The following is a 21,824-nucleotide window of genomic DNA, read 5'->3' as shown; positions in this document are numbered from 1 at the left end:
AACTTTAATTCTACCGAACAAAATATTATCAGGAGTTTGAACTTCACGTATCTTTATTAACATCAATGAAAACACGATGAGTAAGTAAAAATACCTTTTCTTTGTAACGGTAATTCGCAGGATATATTATATTTCACAGAGCGAATATTCTAACAACTAACTAATCTTTTCGATTTTGAATGAAAACCAACAAGACCTAATCCGACCGGCTTTGTGGCAGGCCCTACTGCCGATTGTATTCCTGATCATCATGCTTAGCATGAATGTATGGTTTTTTGAAGACACGCTGGCGGGTGCCAATCAGATTGCTCTCTTGCTTTCAGCTGCCATTGCTGGGCTCATTTGTCACCAGCTGAAACGTAGCTGGACGACCATACAGGGCCGTATACTGAAGAATATCAGCTCAGCCATGCCATCAATGCTCATTTTGTTGCTGATCGGGTCGCTTGCCGGCACCTGGATGATTAGCGGTGTGGTTCCGGCTATGATTCACTATGGACTGGATATTATTTCGCCCAAACTGTTTCTATTCTCGGCAGTAGTGGTATCAGCTATTGTTTCGGTTGCCACCGGAAGTTCTTGGTCAACCGTTGCTACGATTGGTGTGGCATTGCTGGGCATTGGAAAAACGCTCGGATTCAGTGAGGCGGTTGTGGCCGGCGCTATTATCAGCGGGGCCTACTTTGGCGATAAAATGTCGCCGCTTTCTGACACCACCAACCTTGCTCCTGCTATGGCCGGCACCGATATCTTCACGCACATTCGCTACATGATGTATACTACGGTTCCCACGATGACGCTCACACTTATCATCTTCCTGTTTATGGGAATCACGCACGATTTCACCCAGGTTACCATCAACGTCGACGACGTTCAGGCGGCCATCGAGGGAACTTTCAACACAACGCCACTACTGTTTATCGTTCCGATCACGTTGTTGGTCATCATTATCAAAAAAATGCCTCCATTGCCCGCGCTTTTCATCGGAACCATTCTGGGAGCGCTGTTCGCTGTTATTTTCCAGCCACAAATCATTCACAGTGTATCAGGCAACTCGGGTATTTACCTGAAAGACGCCTATATAGCCGTCATGCAATCAATGTTTGGCGATATTACCCTGACAACCAGCGATGCTGCAGTAAACGAACTGTTACATACTTCCGGAATGAGTGGCATGCTCGATACCATCTGGTTGATTCTTTCTGCCATGGTGTTTGGCGGAGTAATGGAAGCCGGAGGTTTGCTGAAGCGTATTACTCATGAGATTCTGAAATTCGCCCACAGCACAGGTTCTCTGGTGCTCTCCACTGTCAGCAGCTGTATATTTTTCAATTTCACCGCTTCCGATCAGTACCTGGCTATTGTGGTCCCCGGACGCATGTTTTCGCAAACCTACCGGGAAAACGGTCTTAAGCCGGAGCTCCTAAGTCGCACACTGGAAGATTCGGGAACCGTTGTTTCGGTACTGATTCCATGGAATACCTGCGGAGCCACACAATCGCGCGTATTGGGCGTTCCGGTTATCGCCTATCTACCTTATGCCTTCTTCAACTTAATCAGTCCGCTAATGACGGTTCTGGTTGCTTACCTTAATTTTAAAATACGGCGCTATACACCAGACGAGTTGCAGAAAGAAGGAATCGAACTTACAGGAAAATTGAAGCGGTGATCAGTTCTCCTACCGGGCAAAACAAAGGGCTGCATCAAACGAGGCAGCCCTTTTTGTTTTTACTATCTTTTTAAAATCGTTACTTAAACAGTTTATTCAACTCGTTGCCCAGTTTTTTGGCAGCGTCCTGAATCTGTTTTTTCGATGACTTTTTGAACTCTTGTTCTACCAGTTTTTTAGCATCATTCAGATCTACTTTGACATCAGGCTTCTTGAATGTACCGCCAATGGTCACTCCTACCGGCAGTTTCTGAATATTTTCCGTTCCGGGTACGAAGCCCAGGTATTTGTTGATATCGCCGCTCAAATCACCCTTATTGACCTTGAAGTCAATTTTATAGTCCAAATCCTGACTGACGGTTTGGTGTCCGGAAACGACTGCTTCCTGACCCGCAATTTTTGTTTTGAAAGGCGAAACATCCAAACCTCCATTCACGATTTTAAATTTCGTGGCAAAATTATCGATATCTACCTTGTCGAATTTATTCTTCTTGAAATACTTACCGATTTCCTGGAATACCTTCGCTCCCACAATCTGAATATTCGATGTCGAAACATCACCATTTCCGTTAAACGACTGGAAAACAGGTTCCATATTCTTGTTCAGGAATCCAGAGATTGACATACCGGTACTAAATTCTCCTGTACTGTTCGATGCAATGGGTAACATGGTACGAACGGTCGATAACGACTGGTATGCCTGTGGAATGTCGAAGCCTTTTATCTTCAGGTTGAAATCAAATTTCGGCTTCTGAGGCTGTGGTGTTTCATACGAACCCGCCATAGTCACCTGACCATTCAGCATATTCATATTCAGTCCATCCAGCAAGAGTTTTTTGTTGCGAACAATTACCTGGCCTTTGGTTCCGGTAATCACCATCTTATCGTACAGGATTTTGTTGATACTGGCCTGCATCGTAAAATCAATGTGGTCGGGCACTTCAATGGCCTCCATTTTGGTTGTATCGGTCTTTGTCGTATCCGTCGTGGCCATGCTGGCCATCAATTGATTTACATCCAGCAAATTGGAGTTGACTTTCAGGTTACCTTTCAAGGTCTTATCCTTCAAAATATAAGGCCAGTAATTGGAAAGTGAACCCGATGCTGAAAAGTCGGAACGCCCCATATTTCCTTTCAGGGAAGATAATGAAATGGAACGTGAGTTCATGGTCATATTCGCCGAGAAAATGCTAACCGGCATGGGCAAATCTTTCGATGCCATCCGAAAGCCTTTCAATTGAATTTTCCCTTCCGTTTCAAACTTGTCGTACTGCTGTTTGTCGATAGCCGAGTAAGGACCGTCAAATTGAACTGAAGCATCTAGCAGTCCCCGAATATCCATTGAATCCATCGGCAAAGCCTGAGATACAGTCGCAAAATCAACTTTACCATTCAGCTTTCCTTTCAACTGCATGTCACTCATCGGATGAGCAATGGAGAGATTAGCTGAAACCGGGTTCCCGGCCGCGTTCGCTTCGAATTTATTCACATCTACGGTCATCAGGTCCAAGTCGCCCGCTGGCTTTTTCACACTGGCTGCCAGGTTGATATTCTCAACAGCTTTGGGCAGATCCGGATATTTCAACCAGCCATTGTCCAGCTTCAGGTCAATGCCAAACGCCGGGTAGCTGTTTTCAGTATATGCTCCTTTTACAAAACCTCCGAACGCCACATCTCCTTTCGTTTGAACACCTTTCAGGTACGACTGGTATTCTTCCGGCACAAAGCCCAGCAATTCGTTGAATCCTGAGCCTGGCGAACTGAATTTCAGATCGAAATCATAACTCGAGTCGGCCAACGCAAAGCTTCCGTCGATTTTCAACGGCAGTTTATTGATATGCGTCTCGTTTTCGGCTACCGCAAACTTCATTTTATCGAAATTAGCGGTCAGAACCGTTTTCATATCGAGACTGATATCCTTCGCATAACGGCTGCCCTGGTAGTCGAAGGTGATGTTTCTCACCTGGGCATCCGTCTTCAGGGTACTGTTGGCACCGTTCATGGTTCCTGACAAATTGAAATCCCCGTTATTCATCGAGAAAAACATGGGCGTCGATTCATCGGTATAACTGAGCGATAAATTGTGCACCGAAATCTTGTCAAGGTTTAGCTGCATCTCTGAAGCCGTTGTATCCGTAGTCGCCGGCTGTTCGCCCGGCGTTGTAATATCCCAGTTGCTTTTACCGGTCTTATTCACCTTGAGTGCCACCTTCGGATTGTCGACGATAATCTCATTCACATCAATTCCTTTGTCCATGTGCCACAAGCTCGACAAGTTAATGGTCGTCGCCACTGAGCCCACACTCACCAAAGTATCGTTCGCAAAATCACCTTTCCCGATAATTCGCAGCCCGTCCAGTTCGGCATATACCTTTGGAAAGCTTTTGAACAAAGACAGGTTGACACCGTCGAGCTCCACTTTGGCATCGACCATCTCATTGGCCTTATCAAGCGCTTTCTTATAAATCTGATCTTTGAAAATCAGAGGAACGGCAATCATAGCAGCCAATAAAACCACCACAACCACACCAATAATGATAAGTGCTTTTTTCATATCATCGTTTTTTATTTGTCTGTATTTTTCTCAATCCGGTTAACCGGAAAACAAGCGAAGTTTTGAGAGTCAATAAGAAATAAGTCTGGTTATTCCGCTGTCTGTCTTTTACTTCAACAAAGTATTGCGCAACAGGTTCAGGGCCGATTGTGACGAACGAACGATGTTGCGTCCCCGGTCGTTACCAAAGTTATATTTTTTTGAAATAACTCCGTCAGGACCGGCAACCGCTATCCAAACCAGGCCAACCGGTTTTTCCGGCGTACCTCCTGTTGGCCCTGCTACGCCGGAGGTAGCCACGACATAGTCAACGCCCAACACTTTGCGGGCTCCTACAGCCATCGCTTCCACGACCTCGGCGCTAACGGCACCATGCTCGATAAGCATGTTCTCCGGGACACCGAGCACTTTTTCTTTTACCCCATTTGAGTAAGCTACTACGCTTCCGCGGAAATAATCTGAGCTTCCTGCATCAGACGTAAAAAAGTGGGCAATGTTTCCACCTGTGCAGCTTTCCGCTGTTCCTACGGTCTGGTTGCGTTGCTTCAACAACTTGCCGATATTCCCGGTAAGAGTTTCATCCTCGAAACCGAAGATGTGCTCAGGAATAATTTCCAGAAGCTCTTCCACTTTTTCATCGAGCACCTTGTTCATCATATCCCGGTCTTCGCCGGAAGCGCTCAGTCGCAGCCGGATGTGCATCGGATTAGGCAAATAAGCCAGCTTGATGAACGAAGGAAGACTATCTTCCCAGTCGGCAATACGTTCGGCTAGCATCGACTCTGGTAAGCCCTGAGAAAGCACCGTTCGGTGAATAATGGGCGTGGTTTTAAACCGGGTACGGATTCGCGGCAATATCTGCTCGCTGACCAATGTCTTCATTTCGAAAGGCACTCCCGGCATAAAAACAAAAACACATCCATCTTTTTCCATCCACAATCCGGGTGCCGTTCCCATCCGGTTGTGCAGCACAACTGCTTTTTCCGGCACCAAAGCCTGATCACGGTTCAGGCCGTTCATTTGTACTCCACGCGGAGCCAGCAATGCTTCGATATGTTTGAGTACGTTTTCATCAGAAACCAAATGAGTGTCAAAGAACTGGCAAATAGCCTCCTTGGTTCGGTCGTCTTTTGTCGGTCCTAAACCACCGGTAATTAGCACTAAGTCGACCTTATCCGAAGCATCTGTCAACGTTTCCAACATGTGGTCGTGGTCGTCTGATATGCTGGTAATCTGCCGGACAGCAATTCCTTCGTCATTAAGTTTTCTGGCCATCCAGGCCGAATTGGTATCGATAATCTGGCCGATGAGAATCTCATCGCCAATGGTAATTAAATCTGCTTTCATTAAATGTATAATCTGTTCATGGGGCCATTGAAATCAGCACAAACGATTTCGCTCCTCTGGGTTAAATTTCCGTCTAAATTACGGAAAACAACCTTGCACGCATCTTCAAGACGCCATAAAGTTGAACGATGGTTGCTTACTATTAACATCCTTTAGCACGAATGCCCTGATTTCAGAAATCCTCTCAATGGTTTTCCTCCTTTTCGACATGAAAAAACCCGCCCGGAAATTCAACCGGACAGGTTTTTCGTGTTGAGCCAATACAACTAGTCAATCCGGATGGCTGTTCCGCCGCCCGGTTTTAATGTTATTTCCAATGGTGTGCCTCTGTTCACTCTTTGCGAAATCACCATATAATCATCTCCGCGCCGGTCTGCATTCATTCCGTCGACAAACATTTGTGCCTGATGCTGCCCTTCACCAATGAACGATAAATCAATCTTAATGGTACGTTCGGTCCAGTTGTTCAATGCGCCAATGTACCACGTATTTCCTTTTCTTCTGGCCAATACAACGTATTCACCCAGTTTACCGTCGAGCGGAATGGTTTCATCCCAGGTCACCGGTACTTCAGAGAGGAATTTCAGAATATCGGGATATTTCTCGTATTCGGTCGGAGCATCGCAAAGCATTTGTAAAGGAGCAAAATAGCAAATGTACATACCCAACTGCTGACAACGCGTTCCGTAGCTCATTGGCATACTGTACGAGGTAAAGAACTGCCCCTTGGCAGCGTTCCGCATGGCACCCGGGGTATAATCCATTGGGCCGGCCAGCATTCTGATGTAGGTAATATCGACGTTATGTTCCGGTGTATCGGGTGTAGTAAACTTATTGTACTCATTGCCCCGCACGGATTCAAAATTCAACACATTCGGATAGGTTCTTTCCAATCCCGTCGGTTTCGAACAACCATGGTAATCTACCAGCAAATGGTGTTTGGCAGCCTCTGCCGCCAGGCGTTCATAAAAATTGACGGCTATCTGATCATCGCGGTCGATGAAGTCTACCTTTACTCCGGCCACGCCCCACTTTTCGAACAACGCAAGCGCTTCATTCATTTGCCTATCGATGGTATGCCATACCGTCCAGAGCAATATTTTTACTCCTCTTTTACGGCCATACTTCACCAGTTCCGGCACATCGATTCCCGGTTTAGGCAGTAGAATATCAAACTGATCGGACCAACCTTCGTCCATCAGCACGTATTCGATGTGATGCCGCGCGGCAAAATCGATGTAATACCTGTACGTATCCATATTGATACCGGCTCTGAACGTGACGCCTTCCAGGTTCCAGCCGTTCCACCACTCCCACGAGACTTTTCCGGGCTTCACCCACGATGCATCGAATTGTGCTTTCCGGGCCAGCCGATACACAATATCATTTGCTGCCAAATCCTTGTCTTCCGGAGCAACAATTAGCACACGCCAGGGAAATTCCCTGGTACCCGATGTCTGTGCTAAATAGTCAGCTCTTTCCAGTACCCGAAGATTGAAGCTACCGTGATTTCCACTTTCTACTTTTTCAGGGTACGCCGGGAAAATTCCGTTGAGATACGAACGACCATTGTTGTTGTCATAATGCGTCAGGTACATACCGGGATAATCGTATAAATCGGCTTCCGTAACGGCAACCTTCAACGTCTCCTCGTCAACAACTATCGGAACAGATGTAAAGTCCGCCTCTTTCAGCGACAGGATAGGCGCTTTGGTATAATTCTTTTCATAGGAAGTCTGGAAATCGCTAACCTGGTGCGAAATCAGCTGGTAGTTCTTCGGAAACCGGTATTCCACTTCTTCGCCCTGAACTTTGACATTTCCTCTGAAATCTGTTTTCCAGCGATAGGCGACTCCATCGTTATAAGCTCTAAAGATGACGGAGTATTTCCCACCGAATACCAATTCCAGTTCGTTGTACTCATCCCGGATTTCGCTCCGAAACCACCAATACGGCTTAATAACGTTGTTATTGGAACGAGTCAACTGACTGACAACTTCGTCCTGAAAACCGAGTTTCTGATTGTTGACTGTCAAACTAAGCGGCGAGTACCAAAGGATATTCTGATCGTTATAATCAACAGCATAATAAAGCTTATCGGTTTGCCGGAAAGTCACTTTAATTCTCCCGTCAGGCGAACGGAGCGATTGAATATCGGCAGCGTGTAACCACGAAAAACTGCACAGTATTACAAAGGACAGCAGAATCATTCTCAGCTTCATCACGTCAGGTTTAATTGGTTAGCAACTGTCACAAATTTAACGACTTCGGTGTAAACTAATGTGAATAGTCTGAAATAAATAGTAGATAAACTATAGATTTTTTCTAATCCAGACCTCTGAAGCTCTTCAGATAACTAGCAAGTCGGTTCATCCCTTCTTCCAGGTTTTCCAATGAATTGGCGTATGAGAATCGCAGATAACCTTCACCGTTCGCACCAAAATCAATACCCGGAGTCACACCGATGTGTGCTTTTTCCAGCATATCGAAAGCCAGCTTATAGGAATCGTTCGAGAGATGACTCGCATCCACAAAGATGTAAAAGGCTCCTGTCGGTTCTACCGGAATGGTAAAGCCCAGTTCGCGCAATCTCTTGATGAGATACCTGCGCCGTTTGTCGTAGGTATGTCGCATCCGCTCAATATCCGGTCCGCTTTTCTTCAAAGCTGCTATTCCCGCCCGTTGAGCGACTGAATTAGCACAGATAAACAGGTTCTGCTGCAATATCTGCAGATGTCGCATGTATTTCTCGGGAGCAATCAGATAGCCCAAACGAAGCCCGGTCATAGCATGCAACTTGGAAAATCCATTCAGCACAAATGCTTTATCTGTATATTCCAGAATGGAATGAGCTTTCTCTCCATATACCAATCCGTGGTATATCTCATCAGAAATGATATAAGGTGAATATTGAGCAATTGCTTTCATCGTTTCCGGACTCAGCAAATTCCCGGTAGGATTCATCGGCGAATTAATGAGAATAGCTTGAGTTCGATTGGTGAGCTTTTCACATATGCCTTCCGGAGTATACTGAAATCCATTCTTAGCATCAACGGGCACAGTTACCGGTTTTCCACCTGCATAGGTAACAAAATTAGCGTAACAGGCATAACCGGGATCGGAAAGTATTACCTCGTCTCCGGCATTCAGCAACACGGATAAAGCCAAAAGAATTCCGGGAGAAGTTCCCGACGTAACCAGAATTTGTTCCGGCTTGACCGAAACATTATACTCCTTCTTATAATGACGACTGATGGCTTCACGCAATTCGGGATCACCAAGACTGTGCGTATAATGAGTGTATCCGCTTCTAATTCCGGTTTCGCATGCCTCTTTCACACATTCCGGTACGTCGAAGTCAGGCTCCCCTACTTCCATGTGAATGACGTCGACGCCTTGCTTTTGCAGTTCGTTGGCACGCTCCAGCACCTCCATCACGATAAAGGGTTTAATTTGGTCAAGCAGACGGGCTTCCATGCTTAATGGTTTTGATTTGGTTTGAGATGGTTAAAGTTACCCAACTTTCCCTGATGGAGAATGGATTATCATAATTTTCTCGCAGAAATTCGTCAGAAACGACCAGCTTATATTTCATATATAATTATCGGAATGAGAAAAAGCCATTCTTTATGGAGAATATGCTTTACTAGATGTAACCGGACGGCGACGTTCACTGGATGTGGCAGGCCATTATTCCCGACATGATCTTTTCAATCTTACTGTGAAGAAATCGAAGCAACCGCTCATCAATATCACGTAAAAAAAAGCGTTGAAATCACCTTCAACGCTCAAATATGTATGGTTTAAACCATTTATCGTAAATCGTACCCAAACGGATAAAAGCCCAGTCGCATCAGTTTAAAATGCTGCAGGCCGAATGGGATGCCGATGATGGTAACACAAAAGATAATTCCCCAGATAAGATGGGTCAACGCAATCCAGAAACCGGCAAATACAATCCATATCACATTCAGCAAAAAGGATATAACCGGAATGCTGCCACCGGTTGGCACCACGCGTTTCCCGAAAGGAGCCAAATGGGCAATTCCTAGTTTAAAGGCCTGCAATCCCCATGGAATGCCGACAATGGTGAGGCAAAGAATCAACCCGCCCCAAAGGTATTCGAAGAAGATAAAGACGCCTCCGAAAATGAACCAGATGATGTTACCTAAAATGCGCATATCTTAAGGGCGTTTAGGTTCATAGTAACAACGCTTCGGTGACACGATGTTCCCCTCATCTTTCAGCTTTTTCAGGGCTTTGTCGACCATCTTTTTGTCAACGCCGGCACTTTCGGCTATTTCACCACTCTTGAGCGGACGACCGGCTTCGTTCATGGTTTGCAGGATTAGTTCACTGATTTCCATTGGTTAGAATATTAGAGTTTTGAGATGCTGTTCATCAGGAAATGGTCAGCCAAAACCAAAGCGGCCATCGCTTCCACAATGGGAACAGCCCGGGGCAATACGCATGGATCGTGACGACCTTTGGGATTGATCGTTACATCTTTTGAAGAACTATCGACTGTATGCTGTTCTTTCAGCAAAGTAGCAATGGGTTTGAACGCCACCCGGAAGTAAATGTCCTCACCGTTTGATATTCCTCCCTGCACACCGCCGGAGTGATTCGTTTTCGTCCGGATTTTGTCACCATCTTTCACAAATACGTCGTTGTGCTCCGAACCGGACAGACGTGTTCCGGCGAAACCAGAACCATATTCAAAGCCTTTCACAGCATTGATACCCAACATGGCGTGGCCCAAATCGGCATGCAATTTATTGAAAACCGGCTCGCCCAATCCAGCGGGAGCTCCCGTTGCAACGCAAGTAATAACGCCGCCAACCGTATCGTGATTATGTCCGGCTTCTTCAATACGGGCAATCATTTTTTCAGCCGTCTCAAGATCAGGACAGCGAACAATATTTGATTCGGTTAAACCGAGATCGAGTTCGAGGTAACTTTTGGGCACTTCTACTTCGCCTACCTGCGATACATACGCCTGAACATTCACGCCGATATTTTGCAGCAATTGTTTGGCAACCGAGCCGGCAGCTACACGGGCAATGGTTTCACGAGCAGAGGAGCGTCCACCACCACGGTGATCGCGCCGGCCATATTTCTTGATGTAGGTATAATCGGCATGTGAGGGACGAAACACCTCCCTGAGATTATTATAATCTTTGGAATGCTGATCTTTATTCCGGATAATAAAACCAATAGGCGTTCCAGTGGTTTTTCCTTCAAATATTCCCGAAAGGAATTCAATCTTGTCCCCTTCTTTTCGTTGTGTGGTAATATGCGATTGTCCGGGTTTACGGCGATCCAAATCTTTCTGCACCTTTGCTACATCCAATTCGAGGCCTGATGGGCATCCGTCGATAACACCGCCGATTGCTGCACCGTGTGATTCTCCAAACGTTGTTAATCTGAAAATATGTCCAAGAGTGTTCATAGGCTAAAATAAGAAACCCGGGAAAGCCCCGGGTTGATAAAAATACGTTAATTTCTTTATTTCAAAAAGAAAATGTTTTCACGATTTGCTTAGCAGCCGCAACTTCCACCGCCGCTTCCGCAACCACAACCACCGCCTGCGTGTGCATGCTCGTGTTCGTGCTCATCGGTGCTGCAACTTCCGCTTCCGCAACCGCCGCCGCTTCCGCAGCCACAACCGCCCTGGTTGTATACAGCAGCCAGCTCTTCAGCTGTTGCATCGCGTACTTCCAGAACCTCACCTTTGAAGAACAGATCTTCTCCGGCCAGCGGATGATTAAAATCCATACGGACCGTATCTTCTTCAACAGCCAAAACAATTCCGTTCATGCGCTGTCCTGAAGTAGACATCATCGGAACGGTATTTCCCGGCTTCACCAGTTCGCTATCAAATTCACCGTTTACTTCGAAAATGTGCTTCGGCAGATTGATGATAGCCTCTTCGTTCACTTCTCCGTAAGCATCCTTTGCGGCAATTTCCACATCGAATACAGCTCCATCAGAAAGACCGGCCAGACGTTCTTCGAACATCGGCAGCATCAATCCGGCTCCGTACAGAAATGTCAATGGGTTTTCTTTTCCCGCAGTCTCGAATACTTCTCCTTCCTTCCCGTCTACTCTGAGTTCATAAGTGAGGGAAACCATTTTATCTCTAGCGATTGTCATAATAAGCTATTTAATACAAATTTTGCGTCGTACAAAGAAAGCATGAACTATTCTATCATGCAAATATCACCTATCAAAAGTACATTAATTTAGATTAAATTTAACACAAATAATGACATCAGGGTAGCTAATTAGTAACCAATAGCCTCACCGTCTTTTCTAGATTCCGATGCGCCGTAATAAACATCGTTTTTGGCGTCGTACATAATTGCCTGGTAACCACCATAAATTCCGTTCTCATATCCAACACGATGACCGCGTTGCATCAAAGTACGAATCGCTTCGTAACCAAAACCGCTTTCCAGTGAGATTCGTCCGGTACCATCAGCTGGTGTACCTGTCGGCGAAGTGGAGCCGTCGTGACTGATGCGTGGAGCATCACCAGCTTCCTGCAGCCCCATTCCAAAATCGATGATGTTCATCAAAATCTGAACGTGTCCCTGCGGTTGAAAATCACCGCCCATCACGCCGAAACTCATAAATGGCTTACCGTCTTTCGTAACGAAGGCGGGAATAATCGTATGGAAGGGCCGTTTACCTGGCTCGTAAGTGTTCGCGTGTCCTTCTTCCAGGTTGAACAATTGGCCACGATCCTGAAGCATAAATCCCAGCCCCGGAGGAACCATTCCGGAACCCATTCCCCGGTAATTCGACTGAATCAACGATACCATATTTCCCTCATCGTCAGCAACCGTCAGGTAAACCGTTTCTCCCTGGCTGATTTCTCCAGCTGAATATTTTCCTGCCCTATCGGGACGAATAAGTTTCCGGCGCTCTGCCGCGTATTTTTCTGAAATCAACGTCTGAACCGGTACTTTGGCAAAATCCATGTCGGCATAGTATTTTGCGCGGTCCTCGAAAGCCAGTTTCTTCGCTTCCGTGAAATAATGAATGTGGTCGGCTGAGCCAAACCCCATCGAAGCAATATCATAGCCCTTCAGAATTTGCAACATTTGCAGGGCAGCAATTCCCTGTCCATTCGGCGGAAGCTCCCAAACATCGTATCCACGATAATTCACCGAAACGGGTTCAACCCATTGCGAATGATGGGCAGCCATATCTTCATACGAAAGGTAACCTCCCTGTTCCTGAATAAAATCGGCAATGACATGTGCAATACGGCCTTTATAAAAGGCATCGCGGCCACCTTTGGCAATTTCGCGGTAGGTATTGGCCAGCATCGGATTGCGGAACACTTTCCCTTTGTAGGGCGGCTCTCCGTCAGGCATGTAAGTGTCCTTCACATTCGGAAATTTCTTGCTGAAATATTCTACGGAACGGCCAAAATAATAGCCAATTATTTCTGTAACCGGAAATCCTTCCTCCGCATATTGAATTGTCGGCTCCAGAATGTCTTTCATCGGAAGCTTACCAAATCGGTCGTGCAACGAAAACCACCCGTCCACACAACCGGGAACCGTGACCGGAAGCGGACCAAACGGCGGAATTTCTTTCAATCCTTTTTCCTTAAAAATCGCCAGGGTTAACGCTTTCGGCGAACGGCCGCTGGCGTTCAGTCCGTATAATTTCTTCGTTTTGGCATCCCAGACAATGGCGAACAGATCTCCTCCCATGCCACTACCGGTTGGTTCCATCAAACCGAGCGCCGCATTGGCTGCAATGGCTGCATCAACTGCGGAACCGCCTTTTTTCAGGATATCAATTCCAATTTGTGTCGCCAATGGCTGACTGGAACATACCATACCGTGACGAGCCATCACTTCAGAGCGAGTAGCAAAATTCTTACCGGTTATCCGGTCCTGTGCAAACAGTGAAATACTTATCAGGAAAAGCAATACAAGAGAAGCAAATTTCTTCATCGTTAGTTCGGTTTAAATTGAACGGGAATTTAAAGAAATTCTGTCAAACGATAGAAAAACAACATGACAAACAAAAAAAGCAGGTGTCCCGGAAAGAATTCACCTGCCTTTTTTAATGAAACTTTATGAACCTAAAAAAAGCTAAACAGTCCAAACTATTTACATCGCAATATATCTTGTTAAAAATTATTCGTTTTCCGCGGTATCCTTTTGTTTTGCTTTTCTCCTGAACCAAAGAAGAACAATTAGCGCAAATAACATCAAGCCGGATATCAGAAGAATACCACTGCCGGAGTCATTTTCGAGTGGTTGTATTGACGCCTGCGCCAAACTTTTATCTCCACTATCAACTGACGAAGGTTTTGACTTCTCATTTTCTGTTTTTTGAATCTCGATGGTCTCCGTTGTTGCAACGGCTTTCTTTTTTTCGGTTTCGCCTGTCACCTTCTGAGTAGAATCCTGGTGCACTTTTTCTTGCACGATATCCGGCTCAACTTCTGCGGTTTCAGCAGAACCTAGATGAGCGTTCTCAGCCAAATTTTGCTTCTCCTTTGTGGCAGTGTCTCCGGAAGTCTTCCGAACAGAAACCGATTGATTTGCCTGCGCTTCCAGCGCATTATCTGCCGTATCTGCGGGTTTCAAAGACGCAGCCAAAAGTTGTTTGTCCATGCTGTCTTTTCTGGCAGCTTCAGCCTGTCTGATTTGTTCCTTTTGCTTAATTTGCTCTTTCAGCGATGCTATCTTTTTCTGAGCAAGGTCATCATCTTGTTTTAGGCTCGTGGCTGTCTGGTATTCATCCATAGCTGCAGCGAGATTCCCACTGACTTCCAGGGCTTTTGCCTTTTCCAGCTTTTTTGAATAGGTGGTTGCCACTTCATCATCGATTTTTTCACGTATCTGTATATCGTTGAAGTACGATTCCGAATCAAAATTATCCAGTTCAGCCGAATAGAATATCTTCCCAACCGGTTTCTCAGAAAATGACGGGTCAATTTCCGGGATTTTCCGAAACAACGTAACAATGATTTTAATAGGTGGAAAATACGGATCCCGCTTCAATACTTTCTCAGGAATAACGGCATTCAGGAGCAATTTTTTGGAATAGCATCCTCTGTTCTTAAAAACGAAGTAATAATCGTGCTGAAAATCCAACTGCAGCGCAAACTTGCCGGTTTCATCAACGGTTGCAGTTTGTTCGAGCTCATCGCTATTTGCTCTGAAGACTTCAATGGTAGCGCCGTTCAGGCCGCCTTCGTCTGTGCGTAATTTTCCTTCAACCTGTAACCCCGGTATTTCTTTGTTTTTTGCGTGGGCCATATCGGGTAGTAGCAAAAGCCCGAAATTCAGCATCAACAATAATACACTGACACGAACTGACATAGGAAAAGTGTTTTTTGGTTTGGTTAAAATACCGCACTTTCCAACGTCACTAACAACCAACACATTGCGATATTTCATTTTTATAACGAAACAGGACGTCGCATTATTATATCGCTGATAATGAATCTTATTTAATAATTTCTATTACTACCATCCATAGAAGAAAATCAAGACAACAAAAAAAAAGACGAATGCCCGCGTTTCGGGGACATCCGCCTTTTTTAAGTCAAGTATGTTAAGCAGGAATAGTATCATCTAAACAGTTACAAAAAGACAATGTTCTATTCCTGCCGGTTGATGATTCGCTACTCTCCTTTCGATACCACTTCGTACCGAAGATTATCAAGGCAAACGTAAGATGGCGTATTGATGCCATAGTCGCCAACGTCGGAAGAGCCAAAACGGAAGGCCAGTTTGTTCACTTTGCCCAGGCTCGATAAATCTACTTTGGCCCATTCATTCACAATGTAATCCTGGCTGTTGTCGGTGAAGCGGTAATCGGCCAGGTAAAACTCAACATTGCCAATTGAATCGCCAGCCGCATCGTAACCAATAATGTCGACCTTGAACCAGTCGGGATCGTTTCCCGTATCGCCGCCGAATTTCTTACTGTAAGCGTCTCCGTCTTTCATCGAAAGTGCCGAATAAGTGTCGTTACACAGCTCGATGCTTTTCAGTTGGTACTCCTGCTCATTCTGAAATGAAAAATACGCATCGCTTGAATAGGAAGGGTAAAAGATGGCAAATGAATTACCGTTATTAGCCGCATCGTAAACGCTGTATTGATTGCCATAGCCGGCTGTTTGCGTATCATTCAATGTGGAATAGGCAAAACTGTCCCACGTCGAATAATCGGCGTTGTAATTGTTCGGAAACACCATATCGCCCGACGTAAATTCGCCCGAGGCATCGCTGCCATTCCAGTAACCTGAAGAAGGCGTCTGTAGATCTTCAAAATCGATGGTTTTCGTTTCAGTAATGGTTTCTTCCGATTTGTCGCAGGCAGTAAAAAGCAGAGCCGAAGCAATTGTTGCAATGAACAATCCGTTTAATTTCTTCATGATTAATCCTTTTTTGTCGTTTGATTTACGTTGATTCTGAGGTCATTTTGAAGTTCACTGATGCACGAGAGGCATAAGCATGCATCGTAGTTTTCCCTGAGCGTTTCGCACAACGCAGCGGGCAATCGTTCACGGGCACACCAACATTTCTGAATGTCATCGTGTTGACATTCGAAGGTGGAACCACAGCGCGGACATACGTTTCCCATAATAATGACATTTAATTAATGGTTGTTTCCGGCTTTCTTCCAAATGTGAAAAATGAATAACAATTGCTTGCAGTTCATTTTTGCTATTTATCCCGAAAGCAAAAATTAGTTGTTGAATCGTGGCAGGTCTTCTGGCTCACCCGGGTTTCCTGCACCTTCCCGTTTCAAGCTGAAACAGTGGTTTTGCGGATCAGGAAACCCATTAATTACGGGCTTACAGCTGCGGGAACAGCTCCGGATTTTCACCGGATTCCCTTTTCATTTTCGTCCTCCCGAACGGAGGTTGAAAAACCAAAATTCACGTCAAAGATATACGACATTTTCAAATTATGATCATTTTTTAACAGGATATTTTGCTTACTTCGGGGCAACAATAGCATTTGATTTTTTTACATACGACCAAGATTTTTTCTGTTTATGATTAAGACCCGGAAGATGGCAAATCTGATTCGGCTGGTTGTGCTTGTCGGTATCGTGATTATCTATCTGATTTTGATTTCACAATTTCATTGAGGCAAAAGAATTCACTGCGAATGGCATGTTTTTATGTTTCCGAACGTCCATTTTTAGTACTTTTAGTTTTTTAAAATGTGAAGAAAATGACTTCGGAAAAGACCCGGAAACGCATACTGGAATTAAGAGAACAACTCGAACAGCATAACTACAACTATTACGTTTTAAATCAGCCGACCATTGGCGACGAAACTTTCGACCATTTGATGAACGAACTCATCGAACTGGAGAAAGAAGCGCCAGAACTCAAAGATCCTAATTCGCCCTCACAACGTGTGGGAAGTGACATCAACCAGCAGTTTACGCAAGTGCGTCACACCTACCCCATGCTTTCGCTCAGCAACACCTATTCCGAAAGTGAAGTGCAGGAATTTGACCAACGTACCCGGAAGCTCGTTGATGAGCCGTTCACCTATGTTTGTGAGTTGAAATTCGACGGAACATCCATCAGTATTACGTACGAGAACGGACAGCTGGTTCGTGCGGTAACCCGCGGCGATGGCGTTCAGGGCGACGATGTAACGGCCAATGTGAAAACCATCCGGAGTGTGCCGCTCAAGCTGAAAGGTGATTTTCCCGAGAAGTTTGAGATTCGCGGCGAAGTGCTGATGCCTTTTGCTTCGTTTGAGAAGTTGAACGAAGCTCGTGCAGAAACGGGTGAAGCGCCGTTTGCCAACCCGAGAAATGTGGCTTCCGGAACGTTGAAACTTCAGAATTCGTCTGAAGTGGCGAAGCGCAACCTCGACGCCATATTCTATTATGTATTGGGCGATAACCTCCCGTCGGATGGTCACCTGGAACTGCTGGAAAAAGCGAAAAAGTGGGGTTTCAAAGTTTCCGAACACACGCGTGCCTGTAAAACGGTCGATGAAATTTTCGATTATCTTCATTACTGGGACGAAGAGCGGAAAAATCTTCCGGTGGCAACCGATGGTGTAGTTATCAAGGTCAATTCCCGCAGAATTCAGGAAGAGATGGGCTACACGGCCAAATCGCCGCGCTGGGCCATTGCTTATAAGTTTAAGGCCGAACGGCTGGCTACCCGCCTGAAAGCTGTCACTTACCAGGTGGGACGAACCGGCGCTGTTACCCCCGTCGCCAATCTGGAACCCATTCTGCTGGCGGGAACCATAGTGAAAAGAGCTTCCCTTCATAATGCCGATATCATCGCCAACCTCGATTTACATATCGACGACCAGGTATATGTAGAAAAAGGCGGTGAGATCATTCCCAAAATTGTGGGTGTCGATACCAGTTCCAGACAGAACGATGCTGCCAAGGTCGAATTCATTACCAATTGTCCGGAGTGCGGAACCGAATTAAAGCGCACAGAAGGCGAAGCAGCGTATTACTGTCCCAACGAAAACGGATGCCCTCCCCAGTTGAAAGGAAAGCTCGAGCATTTCTGTAGCCGGGGTGCTATGGACATCGAAGGTTTGGGCAAAGAAACCATTCGTTTGTTTTTTGACAAAGGTTTGCTGACGGATGTGGCCAGCATATACGATTTGCCCGAAAAGCAGGGGCAAATTCTCTCCCTCGATTTCTTTCAGGAAAAATCGGTCAACAACCTGGTAAACGGAATTGAAAAATCGAAGCAGCAACCATTTGAAAAAGTGCTGTTTGGTTTGGGAATTCGCTTCATTGGTGAAACAGCAGCCAAAAAGATTGTCCGTGCCTTTGGCTCGATTGAAAAACTGGAAGATGCCTCGCTGGAAGAGTTGATTGCGGTCGATGAGATTGGTGAGAAAATGGCACAATCCCTCCGGAATTATTTTGACGACGAAAAAAACCGTATTTTAATCCAGCAATTACGCAAGGCCGGTCTCACGATGGAAGTTGATGAGGATTCTCTCCCGACCTCCGAAAAGCTGAAAGGGCTGACGTTCGTGATTTCCGGTAATTTCGGGACCTCGCAACGCAGAAAAGAGTTGGGTGAACTGGTCGAACAGAACGGTGGAAAAAACGCCGGCTCCATTACCGGAAAAACAGATTACCTGTTGGCCGGAGATAAAATGGGGCCATCAAAAAGGGAAAAGGCCGAGAAGTTGAAAATACCCATCATCGATGAGCCGGAATTTTTAAAAATGATTGAATCGTAAGACGCGAATAGAAAACAGATATGAGAAGAAAAACGACCGAATTAAAATCAAGCACAAGCGAAAGAAGCAAGTATTTAAATTGAAACTATTTTCAGTGATTTGCTTACAAATCGTAAGCACAAATATTATAGCTCTTCATCTTAAATAGAAATAACCAATCAACGAATTCGTAAATTTGTCCCAATATGTTTAAAAAAGCTCTCCAAACTGTTACGCTGAAAAGATTGCATAAAAAGTATCAGAATCCAGGGCGTAACGTGCTGGTCCATACTTTTAACACGGCGAAAACTGCAGCCATTCTGTGGTATCCCGAAGATGACGGAGCAATGGAGAGTTACGAACATATGAGAAAAGTTCTGACAGAGCATGGCATTAGTACCCGGGGACTGGCGGTTGTCAACTCGGCCGAGGAAAAGGAAACGTTCAGCAAAGCGTCCCATTCGCGCTTTTTTACCGGAAAAGAAATCGACTGGAAAGGAAATCCCAAATCGGATGATTTGAAGAGTTTTACCGATACTCAGTTTGATTTGCTTCTGGACTTGTCAATTACTGAACTGTTACCGCTCCAAAGCATATTGGTTGACTCGGTGGCGAGTTTTAAGGTTGGTTGGAAAGAGCCGGAAAACAACTTCTACGATTTGACCGTAGAAATCTCAGGGAAAAAGAATTGTCGTTATCTGACCGAACAGATTATTCATTATTTGGAATACATCAATCGAAAAGGTTAAGATTTTATGGGACAAAAGTTTCGCGGAGCAGGTGTCGCCCTCATAACACCATTTAAGAAAGACAGTACAATTGATTTTGACGCACTTGGGGAATTAGTGGAAGATATGATTTCCGGAGGCATCGACTTTCTCGTTGTTTTAGGAACTACAGCGGAAACAGCTACCCTTTCGACAGAAGAAAAGAAAAGCGTGGTTGATTTTGTGGCTGAAAAAAATGCCGGCCGCCTTCCCATTGTCGTTGGAGCGGGTGGAAACAATACGCGTGAAGTGGTAGAAGGATTGAAAGATATCGATGCCGGTAAAGTAGATGGAATCCTTTCGGTGGTTCCTTATTATAGCAAACCCACACAGGAAGGCATCTACCGGCATTTCATGCAAATTGCCGAAAATAGCCCCGTACCCATTATACTGTACAATGTTCCCGGTCGTACCGGAATGCATATGAATGCCGCCACTACCATCCGCTTGGCTGAAGCTTCCGATAAATTTGTTGCCGTGAAAGAAGCCTCCGGCGATTTAAATGAGCTGGCACTGATTCTTCGCGACCGGCCGGAGAACTTCTCTGTCCTTTCGGGAGATGACGGCCTGACGGTTCCGGCCATTTCCTTAGGAGCAGATGGCGTTATTTCCGTTATTGCCAACGGATTTCCGGCCAAAGTAGCCGACATGGTCCATTCGGCAGCCAATGGAGACTTCCGGAAAGCATCTGCCCAACATATGCAGTTTTTAAACCTTTTCAATCTTCTTTTTGTTGAAGGTAACCCCGGAGGGATTAAAGCCGCATTGAACGTTAAAGGCAAAGTAGAGAATGTTTTACGTCTACCCTTGGCGCCAATCGGCGAAATCATCTACCGGGAAATTACCGAAGAAATGAAAAAGATCAACGGATAGCTGACGAGTAATCGCTATCTTGCCGGACCAAACGATATGAGATTTACTGCCTTTTATATAATCATACTGGCGGGCCTGTTGCAGGCTTGCAGCCCTCAGGTTTCCCGGCAGGTGCAGGAGGAACCGGAAATGCAAACACCCGATCCGGCGTTGAGCATTGTCTATTTTCCGTCCAAGCTTCAGCACAGCCTGTTTAATTCCAGCTGGCTGAAAAGTGTGAGAAATGACGCGACTGCCGAACGACCGGTTTGTATTGTCGGAAGTATTGCCATTCCCAGTTCCCTGGGAACGTCCCCCAAAGCAGTTGTTCCCGTAGTGGAAGCCAAATTGGCAGGCTCCGGATTATTGAGAGTGATTCATGGCGGAGACAGAAGGGCTACTCTTTTTACGACCACCACGCTCCCATCGGAAAGCGCACAATTGAACTGGGCGGCCAATCAAAAGGCCGATTTTCTGTTGACCGGCGAGGTCGTTCGCAAAGCAGGAAACGGGAAATACCGTGTTCATTACCAAATGAAGTCGGTACCTAACGGGAAAAAAGTCTGGGAAGATACAGTCACCATCGACATGCAGTAATCAACGGCTGACCCGGAACCAGGGTTGGTAAAAATCCTCTTTGTTATACACCAGGGGCGTTCCGTTCCACTGTGTTACTTCACAACCCGAAGCTTCGCAGATGGCATGTCCGGCCGCTGTGTCCCATTCCATGATGTTGCTCAGACGAGGATAACAGTCGGCGGTTCCTTCAGCCACCATGCACATTTTCAGGGAGCTACCGCGAATAATCACATCCACGTTTTCTTTTCCCTTTTCAGTCATCAGCTTGTCGAAATACGCCCGGGTTTCCTCGTTCATATGTGACATACTTCCGACCAATGTAAATTTCTCATGCTCGTCTTCCAGCGGAAGCTGAACCCCTTTGGCAAATATCTGCTCAAACGAAAGTGTATCGGCGTTGGCTGTGCGGTAAGCACCTTTGTCAATGCTGCCGAAATAGAGATAACCGGAAACCGGAACATAAATGACTCCCAAAACAGGCCGGTTTTTATCGATCAAGGCAATATTTACGGTAAAGTCGTCGCCGTTGCGAATAAATTCCTTGGTCCCGTCGAGCGGATCAATCATCCAGAAATATTTCCACTCCTGCCGCTCTTTATAATCGGGGAATACCTCTTCTTCACTTAAAAAAGGAAAGCCGTACGGAGAAAGCATCTCGATTATCACCTTACTGGCTTCTTTGTCAGCCAATGTAACGGGACTGTCATCTTCCTTATACTCCACTTCCAGGTCTCTCGACCGGTGAACTTTCATGATGGCTTCTCCGGCCTCCAACGCTGCACGAATGGCAGGTTTCAACATTGATTTGGGTTCGAATTTCTCCATAGCATATTTTCAAA

18 protein-coding genes and 1 riboswitch are annotated in these 21,824 nt (G+C 45.7%); of the genes, 5 read left to right on the top strand and 13 right to left on the bottom strand.

Features of this window, described 5'->3' with window-relative positions; all coding sequences use genetic code 11:
- Positions 1 to 211: 211 nt before the first annotated feature.
- Positions 212 to 1,669 carry a Na+/H+ antiporter NhaC gene (gene nhaC / locus AC060N_RS09610; protein WP_479526902.1) on the top strand — a complete coding sequence of 486 codons (1,458 nt, stop codon included), beginning with the start codon at positions 212 to 214 and terminating at the stop codon, positions 1,667 to 1,669.
- A gap of 79 nt (positions 1,670 to 1,748) precedes the next feature.
- Here nhaC and AC060N_RS09605 read toward each other — a convergent pair whose 3' ends face one another.
- The 12 genes from AC060N_RS09605 to AC060N_RS09550 all read right to left on the bottom strand — a co-directional run bounded on the left by AC060N_RS09605 (position 1,749) and on the right by AC060N_RS09550 (position 16,196).
- Positions 1,749 to 4,223: an AsmA family protein gene (locus tag AC060N_RS09605; protein ID WP_479526901.1), complete on the bottom strand. Its 2,475-nt coding sequence runs from the start codon at positions 4,221 to 4,223 to the stop codon at positions 1,749 to 1,751.
- Positions 4,224 to 4,331: 108 nt separating this feature from the next.
- Positions 4,332 to 5,570, bottom strand: a complete 1,239-nt coding sequence (locus AC060N_RS09600) for a competence/damage-inducible protein A (RefSeq protein ID WP_479526900.1) — start codon at positions 5,568 to 5,570, stop codon at positions 4,332 to 4,334.
- A 266-nt stretch (positions 5,571 to 5,836) separates the two neighbouring features.
- Positions 5,837 to 7,792, bottom strand: coding sequence for a glycoside hydrolase family 97 protein (locus AC060N_RS09595; RefSeq protein WP_479526899.1), 1,956 nt, complete (start codon positions 7,790 to 7,792; stop codon positions 5,837 to 5,839).
- Positions 7,793 to 7,895: 103 nt separating this feature from the next.
- Positions 7,896 to 9,047, bottom strand: a complete 1,152-nt coding sequence (locus AC060N_RS09590) for a pyridoxal phosphate-dependent aminotransferase (RefSeq protein WP_479526898.1) — start codon at positions 9,045 to 9,047, stop codon at positions 7,896 to 7,898.
- 335 nt (positions 9,048 to 9,382) lie between these two features.
- Positions 9,383 to 9,751 carry a YccF domain-containing protein gene (locus AC060N_RS09585; RefSeq protein ID WP_463231077.1) on the bottom strand — a complete coding sequence of 123 codons (369 nt, stop codon included), beginning with the start codon at positions 9,749 to 9,751 and terminating at the stop codon, positions 9,383 to 9,385.
- Positions 9,752 to 9,754: 3 nt separating this feature from the next.
- Complete coding sequence (locus tag AC060N_RS09580) at positions 9,755 to 9,937, bottom strand: helix-turn-helix domain-containing protein (RefSeq protein ID WP_106542725.1); 183 nt, start codon at positions 9,935 to 9,937, stop codon at positions 9,755 to 9,757.
- A gap of 11 nt (positions 9,938 to 9,948) precedes the next feature.
- Positions 9,949 to 11,022, bottom strand: a complete 1,074-nt coding sequence (gene aroC, locus AC060N_RS09575; protein WP_463231078.1) for a chorismate synthase — start codon at positions 11,020 to 11,022, stop codon at positions 9,949 to 9,951.
- 89 nt (positions 11,023 to 11,111) lie between these two features.
- Complete coding sequence (locus tag AC060N_RS09570) at positions 11,112 to 11,726, bottom strand: FKBP-type peptidyl-prolyl cis-trans isomerase (protein WP_463231079.1); 615 nt, start codon at positions 11,724 to 11,726, stop codon at positions 11,112 to 11,114.
- A 131-nt stretch (positions 11,727 to 11,857) separates the two neighbouring features.
- Complete coding sequence (ggt, locus tag AC060N_RS09565; protein ID WP_479526897.1) at positions 11,858 to 13,546, bottom strand: gamma-glutamyltransferase; 1,689 nt, start codon at positions 13,544 to 13,546, stop codon at positions 11,858 to 11,860.
- Positions 13,547 to 13,732: 186 nt separating this feature from the next.
- On the bottom strand, positions 13,733 to 14,926 hold the full coding sequence (locus AC060N_RS09560; RefSeq protein WP_479526896.1) for a cell envelope integrity TolA family protein: 1,194 nt from the start codon (positions 14,924 to 14,926) through the stop codon (positions 13,733 to 13,735).
- A gap of 305 nt (positions 14,927 to 15,231) precedes the next feature.
- Positions 15,232 to 15,987 carry a DUF4465 domain-containing protein gene (locus AC060N_RS09555; protein WP_479526895.1) on the bottom strand — a complete coding sequence of 252 codons (756 nt, stop codon included), beginning with the start codon at positions 15,985 to 15,987 and terminating at the stop codon, positions 15,232 to 15,234.
- A gap of 2 nt (positions 15,988 to 15,989) precedes the next feature.
- Positions 15,990 to 16,196, bottom strand: coding sequence for a cysteine-rich CWC family protein (locus tag AC060N_RS09550; RefSeq protein ID WP_106542719.1), 207 nt, complete (start codon positions 16,194 to 16,196; stop codon positions 15,990 to 15,992).
- A 104-nt stretch (positions 16,197 to 16,300) separates the two neighbouring features.
- Positions 16,301 to 16,507: riboswitch (cobalamin riboswitch) on the bottom strand.
- Between the two features lie 288 nt (positions 16,508 to 16,795).
- Between AC060N_RS09550 and ligA the strand changes: the two genes are divergently transcribed.
- The 4 genes from ligA to AC060N_RS09530 all read left to right on the top strand — a co-directional run bounded on the left by ligA (position 16,796) and on the right by AC060N_RS09530 (position 21,003).
- A complete protein-coding gene (ligA, locus tag AC060N_RS09545) occupies positions 16,796 to 18,808 on the top strand; it encodes an NAD-dependent DNA ligase LigA (RefSeq protein WP_479526894.1) in 2,013 nt (670 codons plus the stop codon).
- Positions 18,809 to 18,993: 185 nt separating this feature from the next.
- Entirely contained in the window at positions 18,994 to 19,536 is a 543-nt protein-coding gene (locus tag AC060N_RS09540) for a DUF6913 domain-containing protein (RefSeq protein WP_479526893.1), read from the top strand.
- A gap of 6 nt (positions 19,537 to 19,542) precedes the next feature.
- On the top strand, positions 19,543 to 20,427 hold the full coding sequence (gene dapA / locus AC060N_RS09535) for a 4-hydroxy-tetrahydrodipicolinate synthase (protein WP_479526892.1): 885 nt from the start codon (positions 19,543 to 19,545) through the stop codon (positions 20,425 to 20,427).
- A 36-nt stretch (positions 20,428 to 20,463) separates the two neighbouring features.
- Positions 20,464 to 21,003, top strand: coding sequence for a hypothetical protein (locus AC060N_RS09530; protein ID WP_479526891.1), 540 nt, complete (start codon positions 20,464 to 20,466; stop codon positions 21,001 to 21,003).
- Here AC060N_RS09530 and cysQ read toward each other — a convergent pair whose 3' ends face one another.
- Entirely contained in the window at positions 21,004 to 21,810 is an 807-nt protein-coding gene (gene cysQ / locus AC060N_RS09525) for a 3'(2'),5'-bisphosphate nucleotidase CysQ (protein ID WP_479526890.1), read from the bottom strand.
- Between the last annotated feature and the right edge of the window lie 14 nt (positions 21,811 to 21,824).

This window comes from Prolixibacter sp. DSM 2831, assembly GCF_056493735.1.
Note: the sequence above shows the minus strand (reverse complement) of the source record. Positions and strands in the feature narration are given on the sequence as shown.

Excerpts from the sequence above, each read along its gene's own strand:
- AC060N_RS09550 (WP_106542719.1), bottom strand. The coding sequence starts at position 16,196 with ATGGGAAACGTATGTCCGCGCTGTGGTTCCACCTTCGAATGTCAACAC.
- AC060N_RS09580 (WP_106542725.1), bottom strand. The coding sequence starts at position 9,937 with ATGGAAATCAGTGAACTAATCCTGCAAACCATGAACGAAGCCGGTCGT.
- dapA (WP_479526892.1), top strand. The coding sequence starts at position 19,543 with ATGGGACAAAAGTTTCGCGGAGCAGGTGTCGCCCTCATAACACCATTT.
- AC060N_RS09585 (WP_463231077.1), bottom strand. The coding sequence starts at position 9,751 with ATGCGCATTTTAGGTAACATCATCTGGTTCATTTTCGGAGGCGTCTTT.
- AC060N_RS09560 (WP_479526896.1), bottom strand. The coding sequence starts at position 14,926 with ATGTCAGTTCGTGTCAGTGTATTATTGTTGATGCTGAATTTCGGGCTT.
- AC060N_RS09590 (WP_479526898.1), bottom strand. The coding sequence starts at position 9,047 with ATGGAAGCCCGTCTGCTTGACCAAATTAAACCCTTTATCGTGATGGAG.
- AC060N_RS09540 (WP_479526893.1), top strand. The coding sequence starts at position 18,994 with ATGTTTAAAAAAGCTCTCCAAACTGTTACGCTGAAAAGATTGCATAAA.
- AC060N_RS09570 (WP_463231079.1), bottom strand. The coding sequence starts at position 11,726 with ATGACAATCGCTAGAGATAAAATGGTTTCCCTCACTTATGAACTCAGA.
- AC060N_RS09530 (WP_479526891.1), top strand. The coding sequence starts at position 20,464 with ATGAGATTTACTGCCTTTTATATAATCATACTGGCGGGCCTGTTGCAG.
- aroC (WP_463231078.1), bottom strand. The coding sequence starts at position 11,022 with ATGAACACTCTTGGACATATTTTCAGATTAACAACGTTTGGAGAATCA.
- AC060N_RS09595 (WP_479526899.1), bottom strand. The coding sequence starts at position 7,792 with ATGAAGCTGAGAATGATTCTGCTGTCCTTTGTAATACTGTGCAGTTTT.
- cysQ (WP_479526890.1), bottom strand. The coding sequence starts at position 21,810 with ATGGAGAAATTCGAACCCAAATCAATGTTGAAACCTGCCATTCGTGCA.
- ggt (WP_479526897.1), bottom strand. The coding sequence starts at position 13,546 with ATGAAGAAATTTGCTTCTCTTGTATTGCTTTTCCTGATAAGTATTTCA.
- AC060N_RS09555 (WP_479526895.1), bottom strand. The coding sequence starts at position 15,987 with ATGAAGAAATTAAACGGATTGTTCATTGCAACAATTGCTTCGGCTCTG.
- ligA (WP_479526894.1), top strand. The coding sequence starts at position 16,796 with ATGACTTCGGAAAAGACCCGGAAACGCATACTGGAATTAAGAGAACAA.
- AC060N_RS09605 (WP_479526901.1), bottom strand. The coding sequence starts at position 4,223 with ATGAAAAAAGCACTTATCATTATTGGTGTGGTTGTGGTGGTTTTATTG.
- AC060N_RS09600 (WP_479526900.1), bottom strand. The coding sequence starts at position 5,570 with ATGAAAGCAGATTTAATTACCATTGGCGATGAGATTCTCATCGGCCAG.